Origin of the sequence: Candidatus Kapaibacterium thiocyanatum (assembly GCA_001899175.1) — a bacterium.
Classification (GTDB): Bacteria; Bacteroidota; Ignavibacteria; order Kapaibacteriales; family Kapaibacteriaceae; genus Kapaibacterium; species Kapaibacterium thiocyanatum.
Window position 1 is genome coordinate 1 of sequence record MKVH01000015.1, and the last position, 17,455, is coordinate 17,455.

The following is a 17,455-nucleotide window of genomic DNA, read 5'->3' on the forward strand; positions in this document are numbered from 1 at the left end:
TCGTCGATGGACTTGCTCTTGTAGCAGATACCGTAGAAGCCGGACGGCGAGGCGACGAGGGCGCTGGCCGCGGCCAGCGTATCCCATCCTTTCCACGTCGTGTTGTCCTGGAAGGTGATGGTATTCAACCCGTACTGGTTCTTCGTCACCGAGACGGTATTCGATGCGACGTTGGTCGAACCGACCATGTCGTCGAAGCCATCCATCTGCGTCGTCACGAGCCGCGTGGCCGACCCGCTGAAGGGATTGCCGTCGATGGTCCAGCTCTTGGCCGAGTGATTCGACGGCAGGTATTCGCCGTAGTTCTTGCCGTAGCGTCCGAACAGACTGGCCGTGGACGCGGTATACGATGCCGTACCGACGTGCTGAGACGACTGGTCGAGTTTGGCGAATGACTCGACCTTGAAGTCCGCCGGCTTCACGATCGTGGCCGCCGTGAAGTCCTTCGATGCCTTGTCGGGACGGTTGCCGACGATGGCGTTGATGGTGGATGACTTCCAGAATTCGAGACGCGGAGCCGCGTCCTCTGCATGACAGGCCAGTTCGAGGAACGGAATCTTGCCCGCAGCCGTCGGCGCCACGGTGATCTCGATCTGCATGACGTCGTTCGTGGCCATGGCCTTCATGGCCGTGAGGACGTCTTCGTCCAGCGGGATCTCCCAGATGGCGAACGTGTCGGCAAGGACGGGATCGAAGACGTGGTCACGCGAGAACTCGTAGTCCAGTTGCACCGGCGTCACGAGTCCACCGCCGCTGAACGTCACCTTGCCGAGGAAGGTCCACTCGAGGGACGACAGCCCCGTGACGACGATACGCAGGTGACCGTCGTCGATGTCGGCCGATTCGCGATGGAGATGGTCGCCGCTGTTCGCTACGTAGTTCAGGTAGATGGTGCCGTTCTGCGTCATCGTACGGCCGTCGCCGAGGTTGGCACACAGACGCTGGACGATTGCCGCTTCCTCCATCGTCCGCAACCTGAAGTTGTCGTAGGTCGTCTCGGCTGCCGGGAGTGGATCGGTCACACAGACGTTCTGGGTATAGGTCTTGTCTTCCTTCGTGTGCCCCTTCCAGAGCTTGATGTAGGGCTGGCGGTCCGTCCATCCCGTCGACGGGATGTCGCCCGGTACCCAGGACATCGTGCTCTTCCCTGCGATGTCGACCCTGCCGTAGGACAGGTGACGGTTCGCATCGTACGACGTGGTGAGACGTCCGTCGGCCGTACTGCCGCTGTGCATGGGAAGGCCGACTTCGTCGACCGACAGACCCGATGGATTCATGCGGCGCACGGCAGGCACGACGGCGATGGCGTCGTCGTGCAGATAGTCGAAGTCGTTGACGGCGACGCCCGTCGTCGTCGTACCCGCATTGTCCGTACGGATGCCATTGGGAGCCGAACCGGACGTGTACGAGAGCGTCACCTTCGCCCCTTGGGGGTCGGTGGCGAGACGTGGCAGACGTGCCCTGCTACCGTTGGTGTACGATAGCGACTGCGTTCTGAGCGGCGCCGATGCCTTCAGCCCGGTGACGTCCGACATGCCGTACGTCGTCACGTACAATGGCGAACCACGGAAGGCTTCGACGAGGACGCTGCATGCGCTGCCGGACTGATATGAGACGTCCGTGCCGCCGATGAAGTTGCCGAGCCAGTCCTTGACCGACACGGACGACTCCATACCCCAGATGGGACACAGTCGGTACGTATGGTTGGTGGCCGACGGTGCGATGACCATCGACGGCTGGAAGTTGGAGATGGCCGACGAACCGTTACGCACGCTGTCGAGCGCGCGGCGCGTCATCGCCTCCATGAAGGTCGTATCGGTATAGGAGCACGTCGCCGTGCCGTAGAGCATGTTCGTGGCCAGCGACGTCTCGATGGTGCGGAAGACGTTCGTCGTCGACGTCGGCTCGTAGATGGTGTTCGTCGTCGTGGCGACACCCTTGCCGTAGGCGCTCTTCATGGCCGTGGAAGGATTGCCGTACGTCCCGTGCGTCATGTTGTGATAGTCGGTGAACGTATAGGCGTACGTGTTGTGTTCGGTCTGCAGGTCCGCATTGGAGAGACCGTCCCGCACCCACGTCGTACTCTCCGTCGGATAGAAGAACATGTTGGATCCGCCGACCAGTTGTTCCTCGACCCGCTTCAAAGACGTCTGGACGTCACCCGATACGCTGATGGAATTCCTCAGATAGCGATGCACCTGATCGTCGAGAGCGGGATCGATGGACGCGGGAATGGTCCGCCATGACCAGTAGTTGACGGTCGTGTTCCGCACGGAGTCGGCCGTCGCCATCGTCTTGTCCACGATACGGATCGTCGTCCTGCTGTATCCCGTATCCTGATTCGCGAGCGGATTGTACCACTCGAACGTCGTGCGGCGGAGCTGCTTCGGCGTTCCATGATTCGTGGACAGCGTGATGGCCCATACGACGTTGTTGGCACTGGCCTGCACACCGTGCTTCGACTCCTCGATATGCCAGGTGTCGTATTCCTTCGGCAGGTAGGTTTCTTCCGCGTAAACGATGTCCGAGATGTTCTCCCGCGTCGTGATCTTGTTCGGCCGGAAGCCGTTCCAGTTCGCCCAGGGTGCGATGCGCTCGTACTTCTCGTAGGCGATCTTCGTGACCTCGCCGTTGGGCTGGACGATGGCACGGATCATCATCCGGGCGCCGTTGACCCAATCGGCGACGAGGTTGCTGTAGTAACTGCGGGTACGCGAGCCGTAGTCCGCCCAACGCGTCGTGTTCGCCTCGTCGTCCAGATAGCTCGTCGCTCCGTTGATGTCGTTCGACGGTACCGTGAACTGGTCCGTCATGAGCAGACGATGCGTGTGGCCTTCGGCCTCGATCGTCACGAAGTTGTTCTCGTAGGAGATGCGGTGTCCGTGGAACTCTTCCACGAGAGCACGGCCCGGCGTCAGATCGTGGTCCGTATCCGACGGATAGTGTTTCGAGCGTTTGAAGGTGAGAATGTTGACGTTGTCGCGATTGATCTCTTCGAGATAGAAGACCGTCGGCGTCACACCGACGAGGGACAGGCTCTGCTGACCGTACGGGAGGATGATTTCGCGGAAGACGTATTCGAGCCCATCGCCCGGATAGTAGCGTACGACGCGGGGCCGCACGGCCCATTCGCTCACGTAGTCCGTGTTGCGATCGGCGGTGATGTCCTGTATCCATGTGGGATAGTACGTGTCGTCGTAGTCGACGACGGCGAAGGCATTCGTGTTAACGCCGTTGACGTAGTACCAGCCGACGTAGCGGTCTTCCTCGTCGGCCACGGCATCGTGGGGAATGGCGTTACGCAGTTCGAGCACGGAGCCGTCGGCCTGCAGAAGCTTGATGACGTCCGGCTCACCCAGCTCGGTCAGGGTCTGCATGCGATTGCAGACATCGTAGCCCACCGTCAGCCAGTTACGCGTGGCATCCTCCGGCTCAGGTGTAGAACCCTTCGACTCGGAAGCGAACCTCTGGACGTAGTTGAAGACCTGGACGGCGAAGCCGTTGACGCAGATGGCCCAGCCGCCGTGACGGCGCGATCCCGATGTCCATTGATTGTGCCCCGTCACGAGAGGCGGGTTGTTGATGCCGAAGGTATAGGAGCCGTTCACATAGTAGACCTGCTCGAGATTCGGAAGCCAGGAGAGGCGGACATCGACGGGCGCCGTGTTGACGGTCGTGCTCGTGATGGGATAGCTGTAGGAGAGCGCCCCGGTCATCGAGTTGATGGACGTCTGTGCGGGTGCCGGCGGTACCATACAGATACCGAAGACGACGAGCGACGCGAGGGCGAGAACGATGTGGCGCACGCTGCGACCACAGGCGAGGGTTGTCGGTAGCGGTTTCATCGCTGCACCACGAGAATGGATTCGACAATCGTGCGTCCACCGTCGACGATCTTCACCACATAGCTTCCGGAGGAAAGACTCCGGATATCGATCACGGACATTCCCGTCATCGCTTCATCGCTCAAGCGCCGATGCATCACGAGGCGTCCGGTGTTGTCCATGATCCTCAGCATCGGCGACGACAGATTCTCCGCCTTCAGATGCATCCGGACTTCGTTCGTCGCAGGGTTCGGTGCCAGCGTGAGCGTGGTTTCCGGCGGCTTCGCGAGCGCCGTGTCCATCGTACGGGGCGTGCGCTTCTCGTTGCGCGGGCGGTGGTTGAGCGGCGTCACCGTATAGCCCGTCCCTCTGATCTTCCGCGACTCCGTCGTATCGGCGGCATCCATGTCCGCAAGCCATGCAGCGGCCTGACTGCGCATGTTCGCGCCACGGAAGGCCAACGTGTTCTGCGTCTTCATCTCCGCATCCGGACGGATGACCCAGCGGCGGCGGGCCGTGCCGGCGTCGCCCTGCTTCTTCGACGCATAGACGACGATGTCGCGGATGCCATCCTTGTCCGTGTCGTAGAGGTAGGCATCCATGGACTCCCCGCCATCCAGCGTCACGTCCAGGACGGTCGTATCGGCCACGGCGTCCTTGTTCTCCGCGTCGTAGCCCCAGAGAATGGCCGCGAGGTTCACACCGCGATAGCGCTTTCCATGCTCCGCATCGTAGCGGACGGTCACCGTGACGGTATCAAGGAAACCATCGGCATCGAAGTCTTCGCTGCCGAGGACGGCAGTACGGCGCACGACGTCGTCGTCCTGCGCATATGAAGGCATGACGGCCGAGCACATCGTCAGCGTCATGATGAGAGCGATCCACCCCTGTATGCGAATCATGGAAAGACTCCGGAAGTATCGAGAGTTACGGATCATACCACTACGATTCAGACCATGCCCCGGCAGCATGTATGGCGGCTGCCATCCTTGCGGCATCGGAATTCCGGCACTCCGTTGCCTATTCGACGATCATTCGTCGATCGTACATGGCCGCTGACGGCCAGACTGCACCAGCCCGTAGATGATGGTCCGGAAGCATCCGGCCATCGTTCATGTCCGGCATCCGGCCGGACGACCACATATGCACCGATCGAGTGCGATGTTATCATTGGAGACTATGACAACGCAAACGATACTTCTCCACACTATGACATTCGTCGATCAACGGCGTGTACCGAGCCGGCGATCCGGGGCACGATACTACGGCCTCTGCCTTGCTATACCCGTATCTGATTTCCACGACGACACGGGCGGAAACATCCCGGTGTCGTTCAGCCATTACCCATTTCATGGCCATGCATATACAAGGAGCGTGATGGGGCGAAAACGTCACGGAAGAGTTGACGAATATTCCGCATGCTCCGGGAATCCGTCGTTCCGATGATGCCAACGGGATATATCGTATATGCCCCACGCGCAAGGGATCGTCGCCGTTCCATGGACACACGGCCACTGCGCAACACTCGCCCGTCTTCTACCCCTCGTGCCTGTACACCACCAGCGACGTCCCCTCGATCAGCTTCAACTTCCTGGTGGCGGCGAGTTCGTTCAGATAGATGTAGACGTCCTTCGTGTCGCCGTACGCTCCCCGGTAATCGTGCCAGGCGATGATGCCGCCCGGACGGATCATCCGCATCGCCTTTTCGGTGTCGCTCCTGACGTAGGAATAGGCATGGGAACCGTCGACGAAGATCAAGTCGTACTGCCTGTCGTGTTCGGCGACGTCGAGCTGCTTGCTGTCCATGAAGAGCTGGCGGACCTTGTGCTCCACGTCCGAGCCACTGTAGAGGAAGCTGGTGAACGCCGACTCGGCCAGGGCATTGTCCGATGCCCGCATACTGTCCTTTTCACCGGTCCGATACGTATCCCGGTCGGCCGGAGGCAGTGTGAGCGTCGTTACCGTCGAGTCGTCCGCAGCGTTGGCGGCCATGAGATAGGTGGTACGGCCGGTGCACGTGCCGAATTCGAAGATGCGCGAGGCGCGTTTCGCGAGGACGGCAAGGATCCATGCTTCATAATCGGACGTAGCACCTATCACGCTCATCGAGCCACGGCCGATATAGAGGACGGCGGTGGAACGCGCGAAGCCGTGTTCCGTGAACTCGAAGACGGGGTCGAGCTCCGGCGGTGTGATCGTTCCGATCGAGCCGCCGACCACCTTGTGGGCCAGACGATAGGCTTTACGGCGGTAGTAGATGACATTGCGAACGGCGTAGGCGCACATGATCGCCAGGACGGCGGAGATGATGATCCAGATTGTCATCCGGCAAGAATACGCAATGGACGCCCAGCTCCGTCCGGGATATGCCGGCCCTGTGTATTTTCCGGAATCATCGAACTCACACACGAGGTTCATTCATGCGCATGTCCATCCAGCGCCTGTTCGCCGTCACGGCCATCGTCCTGTGCTCCGCCGCAATGCTGGTGGCGCAGGAACTCGAGAAGTCCTGCAAGGTCGCCGTATCGTTCTCGCGCCGAGGCAACGATGCCGTCACCACGGTTACCGTAACGAATACGACGAAGAAGAAATGCGTCGATCCCGTCGTACGTGTCCGCTTCTACGACAAGGACGGCAAGGAAGTAGCCACGGATGCCAAGGCCTACTTCGCCACCATTCCACCGAAGGGCACGAAGCGGATGGAAGCACGCATCTTCTCCGACATTCCGCCGGAAGCGACGACGGCCAAGGGAGCGCTCGACGCAGCCCTGTTCGAGTGATCAGATCACGACCTGAAGCGTCAGGAACAGGCTTCGCGCCTCGGCGGGGATGATGCCCGGACCGGGATAGGAATCGGCCCTGCGCGTGAAGTACCGTTCGTCGAAGAGATTGTTGCAACTGCCTTCGATCGTGAACCGGTCGAAGGCATACTGCACGGAGAGATCGGCCACACGATATGCCGGAATGGCACCGTTCACCGCCGTCGCCGAATACTCCGCATTGGTAGCATCGGTATAGTGCTTGCCGATGGCCGAATAGAGGAAGGAAGCGCGGAAGCCCTTCCATGACGCCGAGATTCCGCCACGCACCGTATACGGCGGTACCAGTTCCACCTGCTTGTCACGGATCGAGGGATCCTGCGTATCGATGTAGCGTCCGTCGAGTACCGAAGCGTTCACCATGAGGCGCACGTTGGGCACGGCTTCATCGTGCGTGAACGTCGACGTGACGTCCCATTCCAGAACCGTTTCGAGGCCGGCCGTATAGGCATCGGCGATGTTCGTCCTGAAGCGGTATGGGAGGTAGAGCGGTGGCTCGTCGGCCTTGAGGATCTGACCGATCCTGCGATCGTACCGGAGATAGAAGAGCGATGCGTCGAACGTGACGACATCGGCGATCCGCCCGCGTATGCCGATGTCGGCGGTATATCCGCGCTCGTCGACGATGTTGGAATCGACGCGCAGATTGGGATTGCTGATGCGCAGATCGCTGAACGTGATGGAGCGATAGTTCTGCGCCAGATTGCCGTAGAGCTCGAGTCCGACCGGAAGCTGATACGTCGCACCGAGACCGAAGAGCACGAAGGATCGCGAGCGCGTACGCGATTCGTCGATGTTGGTATCGACGATGACGTTGCCGGCGAAGTCCGTCACGCGTTGCTTGTAGTATCCTTCGGCACGTGTCGTGATATGCTCGAACCGTATGCCGGGCACGATGGCGAAGCCGCCACCGAGTCGTATGACGCTTTCGGCGAACAGCGCCGCATTGTCGTTGGGGAATCGATAGTCCGATCCTTCGAGATCGTCCGGACGAAGGAAGCGGAAGTCGGGATCGCTTCCCGCACTGCCGTTGCCCTGACGCTGCCTGGTCGTGCCGTGGAACAGACGCCAGCCAATGACGACGGTCGACTGTTCGTCGAACAGATCGACATCACAGGTAAGCGATGTCTCGTTACCGATGTTGCGGAAGGTTCCGTCGATCATCGTCCTCTCACCACCGAGGTCCACGACATTGATCCGCTCCAGGTTGCCCAGGGCCGTACGACCACTGGCATTGCCGAAGAACTGCGAGCGCAACGCGAGATCATCGTCGATGACGTAGTCGAGCGTGATGGATGCGAGATTCCAGTCCACCCTGAACCAGTTCCTGCTCCGCATCGATTCCTGTGCGTCGAGAAGGAACTGCCTGTCCGTGAGTCCGCCCGGCTGATGCGCCGTATAGGTCATGAAGGTATAGTCGGCCTTGACCCGCAGATTACCGAAGGCATGGCTCGCGGCGGCATAGGCCGTATGCACGTCGTATTCGCTGTTCTGTCTCCAGCCGTCGGCACGCCTGTACTGATACATGCCCACGTAGCGCGTTCCGTCGATCGTTCCACCCACCTGACCGAAGAGATTGGCGAAGCCATAGGAACCACCGGTCATGCGCAGACGCGACTCGATGGGACGATCCAGGGCTCCATCCTTCATGATGAAGTTCACCATGCCGCCGAACTGGGTCCCGTATCGAAGCGACGCCGCTCCACGTACGAGTTCGATGCGCTGCAGCGCTTCCATCGGCGGTGTGTAGTAGCTCTCCGGATAGCCGAGCGGATCGGCCGATATCTCGTATCCGTTCTGACGCGTGGTGAAGTTGGACGTACGGTTGGGCGAAAGACCACGACCGCCGATGCCGAGCTGCAGTCCGCTGCCGTCACTCTCCCAGATGTTGAGCCCCGCCACGCCAGCGAAGACCTGTCGCGGATTGTTGGTCGCCGTATTGGCCATGATGCGGTCCAGCCTGATGACTTCCGTCTTCTTGCCCGCGTAGATGGCCCCGGCCTCGACGTCGGGTGCATGCGAGATGGTGGCGCCCTTCGAGCGGTCGCTGTTGACGTCTACACCCGGAAGATTGACGGTGTCCCGGCGTTGCGCATGCATGGACACGGCCGCAACGATCAGGGTCATGACGATGAGGATGCGATCAGTCATTCGGCAGGACCCATGCATAGTGATGGAAGCCCTCCTGCTCGCGGGACAGATCGACGGTGGAATCGACGAGCAGCCTGCTCGGACGCCCGTTCATCGTCACCCATACTTCGGCTCGGACGACCGGATCGGTGATGCCTCGTGCCGCATAGTGGTCGTGCAGGAAGTGAGCGAACTGCAGAACCATGTCCGGCTGCATCGACATCTGCTTCTCCTGATGCGTATTCAGGAACTCTCCGTTGACGACCTGCCCTTCCCTGCCGGTGACTCTGTCCTTGACGTAGAACGTCGCCGTACCGGCCTTCTCCATCAGCATCACGCGCCATGAGAAACGGTAGCCTTCTTCGGACCAGAACAGATTTCCCGGATACAGGAGATATCGCCACGGCACCAGCAACTGCACGACGAGATGGATCGACAGAAGGACGAGCAGCCATCGGTACGATGTCGGAGCGGGACGACGTGGAGAACCGGATACGGCATCCGCTCCCTTGCGACCGGCCAGCGCTTTCAGAACGTCGATGATCCGTTGATGCGTCGACGGTTCGAAGAAGACGAGCGTCATGCCGATCATGACGACAGGAAAGACGCCGATCTGGAACATCATCCCCGTCACGACATGGAAGACGATGACGGTGAGATAGGCGAACGGACGGGTTCGCCTCCAGTAGAGGAAGAAGGCGATGGTGACGTCGTAGATCATCCCGAACCACGAGAATACCCACGGCATCCACTTCACCGTCATGAGCGGTCCTACGACGGGCAGGGTGTCGTTGGCCGGCATCCATATCCGCAGCGGCAGTGCTTCGATCAGCCAGTCGTGATTGATCTTCGCCACTCCCGCGTGGAAATAGACGATGGCCAGTTGCAGCTTCAGGACGTCGACCATCCACGCCGGGATCTCGTCGAGTCGGATATCGGGCTTCCTGACGACGTCGAGGCTGAAGGAACGATGCGCAGGGAGCAACATCATCAGGAAGGCCGAGATACTTACGAAGTAATAATGATTCAGATAATAGGTTTTGTCTATCAATTCGACATACGTGAACGTCAGGAACAACAGGACGGAAGCGATCCGGTATCGATATCCGAGCATGACGCATATCGCACTGGTCAACATGAGGCCGAAGACGACGTACATGCCCGGTTCACCGAGGGTCGTAACCCACGTGAATCCGGGATACGGGAAGTGCATCACGGGTGCCACGTACTGGTCGTGGATCCATCCGAGCATCATGAACCGGATGCAACTGATCGTCAACAAAAAACCAAAAAGCACTCTCAGCATGACCAAGGGTGCAATTGGTACCGTCCTGTCGAGGTACGTATCGGTATGTATACGGCTTCTAATCGCCGTCTCCACTACTGTAGGTGATGGCGACGCCGAGAACGGACGCCATCTCGCTCTTGAGGAAGCGGGTGAGTTTCTGAAGTTCGGTATGCAGCGTTTCGATGCGCGGGTCGCTCGACGCGCACAACGATGCCAGTGTCGCATCCTGCGGAAGTGCAGTGAGCAGTTCTTCGACCCGGGCGATCTGTGCACGGGTATCCGTCACGAGACGCTCGCCGCCGGTAACGGTCATGAGATAGTCGTCGAAGGCCTTGAACGTAGTACCGCCATTGTCGGAGATACCTCCCCACGTGGCCGTGATGGCGGCGAAATGACGACGCATCAGTGCCACACTGCGGCCGCTGTAGTAGGCTTCCACACGACGGGGATCGGGTCCGCTCTGGCCTACGCGTTTTCCTGCCGGCGTGCCGACCTTGTCGTTCTTCAGCACTTCGAAGCTCATGGCCATCGAGTTCACGAGTTCGCTCACGGAGCTGCCTGCATCCGTACCATTATGCTGTACGAAGGTCGTCACGTAGCTCGTGTTCCATGCATTCGATACCGTGGCGATCTGTTCGTCGATGGTGCGTGCGACGGTACGCAGATATGCCCTGCGGTTGGCGTTCTCCGGTCCGGAGAACCGGGCCACGATGTCGGCGTCGCTGCCGTCGTACAACAGATAGTCGATGGCGAGATAACCGCGGGAGTCACGATCGAAGTTCTGCATCGACGTATCGCCGGCGGTCACGAAGCGTTCGATCTTCGTCGGGCTGGCGGGGAACGTCCCTGCATTCATCGTGAGATCGCCGTAGAGTCCTTCGGCAGGACCGAAGTCGAACAGGACGATACGCTCCCACGCGTCCGTCGCCGTTACCCACGCCTGCCGTGCGTCGTTCAACGTCTGCGGTCGTGGATCGGCCGTGAATCCGTCGATGGCAAGGAACATGGCATGGGCAGTTGCGGATGCTTCGGCGTAGGATGGTACGATCCAGTGTTCGGCCATATCGCGAAGCATGGCCGAGCGATCGAAGGTATCGTCAGGCGCCGTTCCCCCGGACGTTCCGCAGGACCACAGCGCCATCGAGGCGAATACGATGAGTGCGAGACGTTTCATCATTGACGGTTCTGTACGGCGACCCAGTTCTGCTTGAAGTCCTGGAGATCGGCATCGGTGAAACCATAGATGACCTTGATCTCGCTGATCACGCGCGCGAGATCGGGCAGCGCCGTTACGGGTTGCGTGACGAGTTCGTAGGAGCGTGCCGGACCGTCGACGGGTGCGCGCATGAGGATCAGCAGCTCGTCGATCTTGGTATCGGAGATGATCTTCATCGAAGGGGAAACGCCGCGCCATCCATGCATGAAGCCTACGCATTCGCCATAGGCATGCAGTGCGGAGGCACGTCCCTTGTCGTCGAGGTTCGTCGCGGACAGCGTGGAGATCGTGCTGTAGAGGTAGTTGACGATCGTAGCCATCTGCGTGCGTTCCCACGTGTCGCGGATCGTACCGAGCGCTTCGTTGAGTTCCGCGTTGTAGTTGCTTCCTGCGGCCGCGGCGGCACGTGCCTTGAGGAAGTTCTTCTTCATGGTGCTGTAGAAGCCATTGCCGTCGTTCTTGTCGCGGCGTGCGGCATACGCTGCGCAGAAGACGTCGGGATTGCTGGCAGCCTTGTCCGTGTTCGGGAAGGATGGATGTGCACCGAAGGCGGCGATCATGCGATCGATCTTCGCCGGCGTGACGTCACCGCTCATCTGTGCGACGGCCTGATTGTAGAGCAACGCGGCGAACAGCCCCTTCTCGACCTGCTGCTCGCATTCGAGACCGTACTTGTCGAACAGGTAGCCGTTGAAGACGCCACCCTCGCCGTTCTCGGCGACGGGACGCGAAGGATCGTACGTGCCACCGCTAGCAGACGCGAGCGTAGCCAGCGATTGACCGACACGACCGGCATAGTAGGACGTCGTCAGCGACGCCAGTGGAGCGTACTTCGCTTCCAGCTCCGATTGGCTGACCCTCGTGCCCGACGTACGACCCGTCTTCATGAGAGAAACGAGGCTCGCGAGCTGGGTACGAATCTGATATTCGGCGGCGGCATTCGTACGATATGACGTGCTGTCGTACACGGCAGGAATGGAAAGCGGATCCTTCGGATTCGAGGAGGAATCGGAGCATCCTGCAAGGACGGCGGCCGAGACGGCGACGAGGGCCATGGTACGGAACATGTTCATCATGTTGCTCTGTCTGTCGGGGAAGTAGGACTGATTTGGTCCGAAATTACTGCTTATCTGGACTTGATCCAAATAAAGAGTGGATCATCACGAGGAATGATGTATCGGGAGCCGATCATCGATGGCTCGACCAATGTGATGAATCGGAACGGAGGTTTGGTGAACATGTGATACGGACGACGCATGAATAGCACCATGTTTGCCATACACGAATCTGGGAGACATCACATGAATCCGAACACCGGAAATCTGCACCCGATAGAGGTGATGAGAATACTCGAGGACGTCGTTAACGTCCAGAGGATCACCGGACCCGACTGGGATGAGAATCTCGACTATGTCGACGGCGAGGAGCGGGTACCGGTCAAACCGTCGTATGTCTCCAACGCTGCTACAATGCCGGTCGTTGCCACCTATAGGCTATGACGCATCCCTGCATTGAATGAAATCCTCGACGAGATACGCATCGTTGCTCCGACACCATTCGACATCATCCGGCAGAACTACATCGGAAGGTTGTATCGGCAGACGGGGCGCAATGTACTCGTCTACTACTCGGGTTGGTTGCAGTAGGAAAGACTTCCGGACTTGCACAGCATCAACGACAACGATATGGTCGGAATCATGAATGCTGTCCACGGCATGGATCGCGGCGCTGGCCTGGACATTATCCTTCATACACCTGGCGGCAGGATAGCAGCAGCGGAAACGATCGTCAACGATCTGAAACTGCTGTTCGGGAACGATATCAGGACTATCGTCCCACAACTGGCCATGTCGGCGGGCACACTCATTGCCCTCAGTTGCAGGAGCATCGTGATGGGAAAGCAAAGCAGCATCGGTCCCATAGATCCGCAGTTGTATCATATTCCGGCGCAACTGATCAAGAAAGAATTCGATGAGGCTGCTGCGGAAATACTGCAAACCCCGAACAAGGCGGCATACTGGCAAGTACGGCTAGGCAAGTTTCCACCGACCGCATACTATCAGGCAACTCTGGCTATGGATCGTGCCAGAACAATGGCCCGGGACTGGCTACTCGGCAACATGCTCAAGTCTGGATATCGATGCTGACCATAAGGCTGCACGCATTGTCAACGAGCTTTCCGATCACGAAAATCATAAAGCGCATGACTGTCATATTACATCACGGCGGGCCAGCGATCTTGGCATCGTGATCGAGACGCTCGAAGATGACCAGTACCTGCAGGATACCATCCTGAGTATACACCATGCAATCAGCATCATGTTTCCAATACGAACGCATATCGGCTGATCGACACACAGCATGCCAGAACGAACATCCTCTATATGTGAACCAGCGATCGGATCTAATCCCTAGAATCCTATCACATCCCCCAGTCCGTCCCTCAGCGGAAACCATAGCGTCTGCATGATGGCGGCATCGCGCGGAAGCGTGTAGTCGATGACACCCGTCTTGTATCTGTCGCCGGGAACGTTGTCGTTCCTGATGACGAGCCAGTTGGCCAGCCACGAGGCAACCTTGTCGAACAGGCCGGTCGACTTCTTCGTTTTCTTGTCCACCATCTGCAGCTTGAGGTCGTGGTACTCGACGTCGACGGTGCCACGGCTGGCACGGCCACGCACGGAGAATCTGAATCTGGCTTCGCCCGTACGGCCCGATTGCAGACCGATGTTCTCGGCGATGGTCAGGAAACCCGCGAGTACCGTCGCATCCATGCCATGCATGCCACCCACGGCATCGAGCTCGTGCCTGTCCACGTTCATGGGCATGGTACACGTGAGCCACATCCGCGCACGGTTCATGAACTGACCCGATGCGTCGACGACGACGGGTTGCCGGCGTTGCCTCGCCGGATCGTTGCTGATACCCGATATCGTGGCGCGTGTGCCCGACCAGAACAGCGTGGCATACCTGAATGAATTCGGATGCTTCTCCGAATACGTGATGGAAGCATGTTTGAGCTGGATGGTATCGATGTTCATGCTGAACGGAACCGAGCGCATGAGCTGGTAGGGCATGAGCGGGGGCTTCGCCCGACGAGACGGTGGCGGAACCTTGTTGCTCAGGATGTCGAGATCGAGTCGCCCGACGGCGATCTTCCGCACGTGCAACTGTTCACCACGGGACAATGCGGGGATGTCGATCTCGGTGAATTTCAGGTGCGATCCCGCGACCTCGAACCGGTCCGTACGAACATTGCGGGCGGCGAAGAAGTCCGCATCGCTCTTGCCCGGACGCAACCGGAAGGAGTCGATGGCGATGCTCCGCCCGGGATAGGAGAACCGCACGCCATCCGCATAGTACCTGTTGCCGACGGGTGAGTCGTAACTGACGGTATCGACGACGAAGGACGTATCCTGTTCGCCGATATCGAAGCGCATGCCCTGGGCCCTGATGAAGCGCCCGTCCGCATAGACGCGCTGGATGGAATCCACTTCCAGCATGAAGTGTCCGATGGGTCTGCCCCCCACCGTCCCCATACTGATGTCCTCCACGTCGAGCGATATCCCCATGAACGATCCGTCGTAGGACGCAAGCGAATCGCGTCCCCTGTTGTAGAACGTCGCATCGGAGATGCGGATACCTGCGATGTTGAGCGGACGCACCTTCAGCGGCAGGTGACGTATCATCAGGACCTGAAGAACGGAGTCTACGTTGGGAAGGGACGGCAGACGGAACCGGGTCGTGTCGTCGTCATGCGTGCTGGTCCGCTTCCCGATTTCGAGAGTCCTGTTGATGTACGTCACGACCGGACTGTCGATCGTGATCGTACCGAGCGAAAGACCATCGCCGAACAGCACGTCCCACCAGGCCACACCCGTGCATGTGACGCTCGGAATGACGATATGCATCATCCGTCCCGTGACCGTATCACCATCGAGATCGAGGATGGTGATGCTGTCGATCTCCAGATGCTGGGTGAAGAATCCGTACCTGAGTGCACCGATCCCGACGCTGATAGTGGAATCGAGGTCCTGCATGTCGTGCTCGACCCTGTCCTTGAGATAGGCGGCCACGGATCGTTCGATGGTATCCTGGACCTTGTCGTTGAGCAGGAGATAGGCAATGCCGAATCCCATCGCAACGAGGATTGCGATGACGGCGACGACGTTGCCGATACGACGCAGATTCATGGCACAATTTGGGAAAACGACGACGGGAATCCATATCCTGACAAAACCAGGTCACATTACCGATCGGCAACGGCACGAACGTCCATCACCAACGTTCGGAGACACGATGCTCTCGCAGCAGACCTACGGTATTCATCTGATCTTCATTCCGACGGCCCAGAGCGGCCCGTTGTCGGCCACAATGCAGGAATCACTGGAACGCCTCGCACGCGAAACGGCTGTGGCCAACGACTGCACCATCAAGGCCCTGCACGTCTGCCGGGATCACATGCACGTCCTCATCCTCAGCACCGAGCCATCCACGATGGAAGATTTCTTCCCGGTGTTCTTCGAAGTATCGCAGAATACGATCCGCAATCATGCACGATCGTACAAGCGCTTCGCATGGTCGGAAGGCGTTCACGTCACACTCATGCCCGCATGGCACATCGAGATGATGGCCTCCTTCGTACGGGATCAGGATCGGTATCACGAACACAGGACGCTGGAACAGGAACTGGTGGAGATCTTCCAGCCGACGCAGATTCCATCGAAAGGAACGGCGGAGGATGAAGCCGCCGGATGAGACGGACTCCACGCCTGTCGCTATGCCTTCACCTCGCTCACCTTGCCCTGGACCACTTCCTCCATGGCATCGGCGAAACGTTCGATTTCGTCCGGTGTCGTATACACGTTCGGCGCCACGCGCAGACCCTTGAATTCGTCGTGAACGATGGCCACCGTGAAGATGCGCCGCTTGTCGAGAAGCCATCCGGACAGCTTGACCGGATCGGTGCCTTCGATATGAACCAGGCGAAGGCCGCATTGATTCCTGTCGTCGTCGATATCCGTAAGGAACCGAGCGGCCTCGTGACGCTTCAGGCGATCCGTCCACAGGCGATGCAGATATCGGAACCGCGTAGCCTTGCGCTCCAGTCCAAGCGCACGATTGAAGGCCAGGGCCTCACCGAGAGCGTTATGGACTGCCGCCGAATGTGTACCGATCTCCTCGAACTTCCTGATGTTCCCGTCCGATTCCTTCGGCGCGGCCATGAGTGGCCATACGTCCGGGATACGTTCCTTCTTCACGTAGAGCATCCCCGTACCGATCGGTCCCGTCAACCATTTGTGAAGGGACGTACCGAAGAAGTCACATTCGAGGTCCTGTTGCCGGAACGGGAAATGCGCGAACGAATGGGCACCGTCGACGATGCACCAGATTCCGCGCTCGCGTGCAAGACGGCATATCTCACGGACGGGCATGATCTGGCCAGTGAGAAAGACGACGTGCGAAACGTGAATGACCTTCGTCTTCGGCGTCAATGCGGCTTCGATGGCAGCGACGATCGTCCGCACATCACGGACGGGAACGTCGAAGCGGACCTTACGAACGACGATGCCGTCACGCCGTGCCCGCTGATCCCATGTCGTCAGCATCCGGGGATAGTCCTGCGTCGTCGTCACCACCTCGTCGCCGCTCCTCAGGGGAAGGCCGAGTTGCAACGTCTCCAGCGACTCGCTCGCATTGCGCGTGATGGCGATCTCTTCCGTATCGACACCGAACATGGACGCCAGGCCTTCGCGCACCGTCTCGACCTGCGGCTCCTGGCGGCGCCACAGCTCATAGGCAGGCATCTGATTGGCCTGCTCGGTGAGTCTGCGCAACGTGTCCTGTACCGTCCGTGGCGACGGAGACACGCCGCCGTTGTTGAGATTGACGATCGTCCGATCCACGGCGAAGGCCTGCTGGACCGTCGTCCAGAAGTCCTCGTCGGACGCAGCCGCGCCAGGCGGTATGGGCGAAGCGGCCAGGGTCGACGCCACGGAGCGCATGGCCGGTGTGGCCATGACGGCCATAGGACCGAGAGCGATCAATGTCTGGAGCAGGTCACGACGTGATGGCATGCGGAGTCCTTTCTGCATTCTTCCCTCGTACCGACGGCGAGTCGATGACAAACGTATGCAGTCCTTCGCACGGATGGACACGGCTCACCGGTAGCATATCC

General features: G+C 59.3%; 12 protein-coding genes and 1 pseudogene. 4 read left to right on the forward strand and 9 right to left on the reverse strand.

Annotated features, from left to right (window positions below; translation table 11 throughout):
• The 3 genes and pseudogenes from BGO89_05205 to BGO89_05215 form a co-directional block, all read right to left on the reverse strand.
• Window positions 1-3,845, reverse strand: a pseudogene (locus BGO89_05205) (hypothetical protein).
• A complete protein-coding gene (locus BGO89_05210) occupies window positions 3,842-4,822 on the reverse strand; it encodes a hypothetical protein (GenBank protein ID OJX58714.1) in 981 nt (326 codons plus the stop codon). Before BGO89_05210 ends, BGO89_05205 begins: the two are co-directional and overlap by 4 nt.
• 538 nt (window positions 4,823-5,360) lie before the next feature.
• Window positions 5,361-6,149 carry a hypothetical protein gene (locus BGO89_05215; protein ID OJX58715.1) on the reverse strand — a complete coding sequence of 263 codons (789 nt, stop codon included), beginning with the start codon at window positions 6,147-6,149 and terminating at the stop codon, window positions 5,361-5,363.
• 95 nt (window positions 6,150-6,244) lie between these two features.
• Between BGO89_05215 and BGO89_05220 the strand changes: the two genes are divergently transcribed.
• Window positions 6,245-6,604, forward strand: a complete 360-nt coding sequence (locus tag BGO89_05220; protein OJX58716.1) for a hypothetical protein — start codon at window positions 6,245-6,247, stop codon at window positions 6,602-6,604.
• Here the strand turns inward: BGO89_05220 and BGO89_05225 are convergent, their stop codons facing one another.
• Genes BGO89_05225 through BGO89_05240 form a run of 4 tightly spaced genes read right to left on the reverse strand, consistent with a single transcriptional unit; the run spans window position 6,605 to window position 12,353 of the window.
• A complete protein-coding gene (locus BGO89_05225) occupies window positions 6,605-8,794 on the reverse strand; it encodes a hypothetical protein (GenBank protein ID OJX58717.1) in 2,190 nt (729 codons plus the stop codon).
• Window positions 8,787-10,079 (reverse strand): HTTM domain-containing protein, encoded by a 1,293-nt coding sequence (locus tag BGO89_05230; protein OJX58718.1) that lies wholly within the window; start codon window positions 10,077-10,079, stop codon window positions 8,787-8,789. Before BGO89_05230 ends, BGO89_05225 begins: the two co-directional genes overlap by 8 nt.
• A 58-nt stretch (window positions 10,080-10,137) precedes the next feature.
• Window positions 10,138-11,238, reverse strand: coding sequence for a hypothetical protein (locus tag BGO89_05235; GenBank protein OJX58719.1), 1,101 nt, complete (start codon window positions 11,236-11,238; stop codon window positions 10,138-10,140).
• Window positions 11,235-12,353 carry a hypothetical protein gene (locus BGO89_05240; protein ID OJX58720.1) on the reverse strand — a complete coding sequence of 373 codons (1,119 nt, stop codon included), beginning with the start codon at window positions 12,351-12,353 and terminating at the stop codon, window positions 11,235-11,237. Before BGO89_05240 ends, BGO89_05235 begins: the two co-directional genes overlap by 4 nt.
• Window positions 12,354-12,533: 180 nt before the next feature.
• Between BGO89_05240 and BGO89_05245 the strand changes: the two genes are divergently transcribed.
• Window positions 12,534-12,776 carry a hypothetical protein gene (locus tag BGO89_05245; GenBank protein OJX58721.1) on the forward strand — a complete coding sequence of 81 codons (243 nt, stop codon included), beginning with the start codon at window positions 12,534-12,536 and terminating at the stop codon, window positions 12,774-12,776.
• 186 nt (window positions 12,777-12,962) lie between these two features.
• Window positions 12,963-13,424 carry a hypothetical protein gene (locus BGO89_05250; GenBank protein ID OJX58722.1) on the forward strand — a complete coding sequence of 154 codons (462 nt, stop codon included), beginning with the start codon at window positions 12,963-12,965 and terminating at the stop codon, window positions 13,422-13,424.
• Window positions 13,425-13,688: 264 nt separating this feature from the next.
• On the opposite strand, the gene BGO89_05255 is transcribed toward BGO89_05250, so the two are convergent.
• Window positions 13,689-15,470: a hypothetical protein gene (locus BGO89_05255; GenBank protein OJX58723.1), complete on the reverse strand. Its 1,782-nt coding sequence runs from the start codon at window positions 15,468-15,470 to the stop codon at window positions 13,689-13,691.
• A gap of 106 nt (window positions 15,471-15,576) precedes the next feature.
• Between BGO89_05255 and BGO89_05260 the strand changes: the two genes are divergently transcribed.
• Window positions 15,577-16,035, forward strand: a complete 459-nt coding sequence (locus tag BGO89_05260) for a hypothetical protein (GenBank protein ID OJX58724.1) — start codon at window positions 15,577-15,579, stop codon at window positions 16,033-16,035.
• A 20-nt stretch (window positions 16,036-16,055) separates the two neighbouring features.
• Here the strand turns inward: BGO89_05260 and BGO89_05265 are convergent, their stop codons facing one another.
• Window positions 16,056-17,354, reverse strand: a complete 1,299-nt coding sequence (locus BGO89_05265) for a hypothetical protein (GenBank protein OJX58761.1) — start codon at window positions 17,352-17,354, stop codon at window positions 16,056-16,058.
• Between the last annotated feature and the right edge of the window lie 101 nt (window positions 17,355-17,455).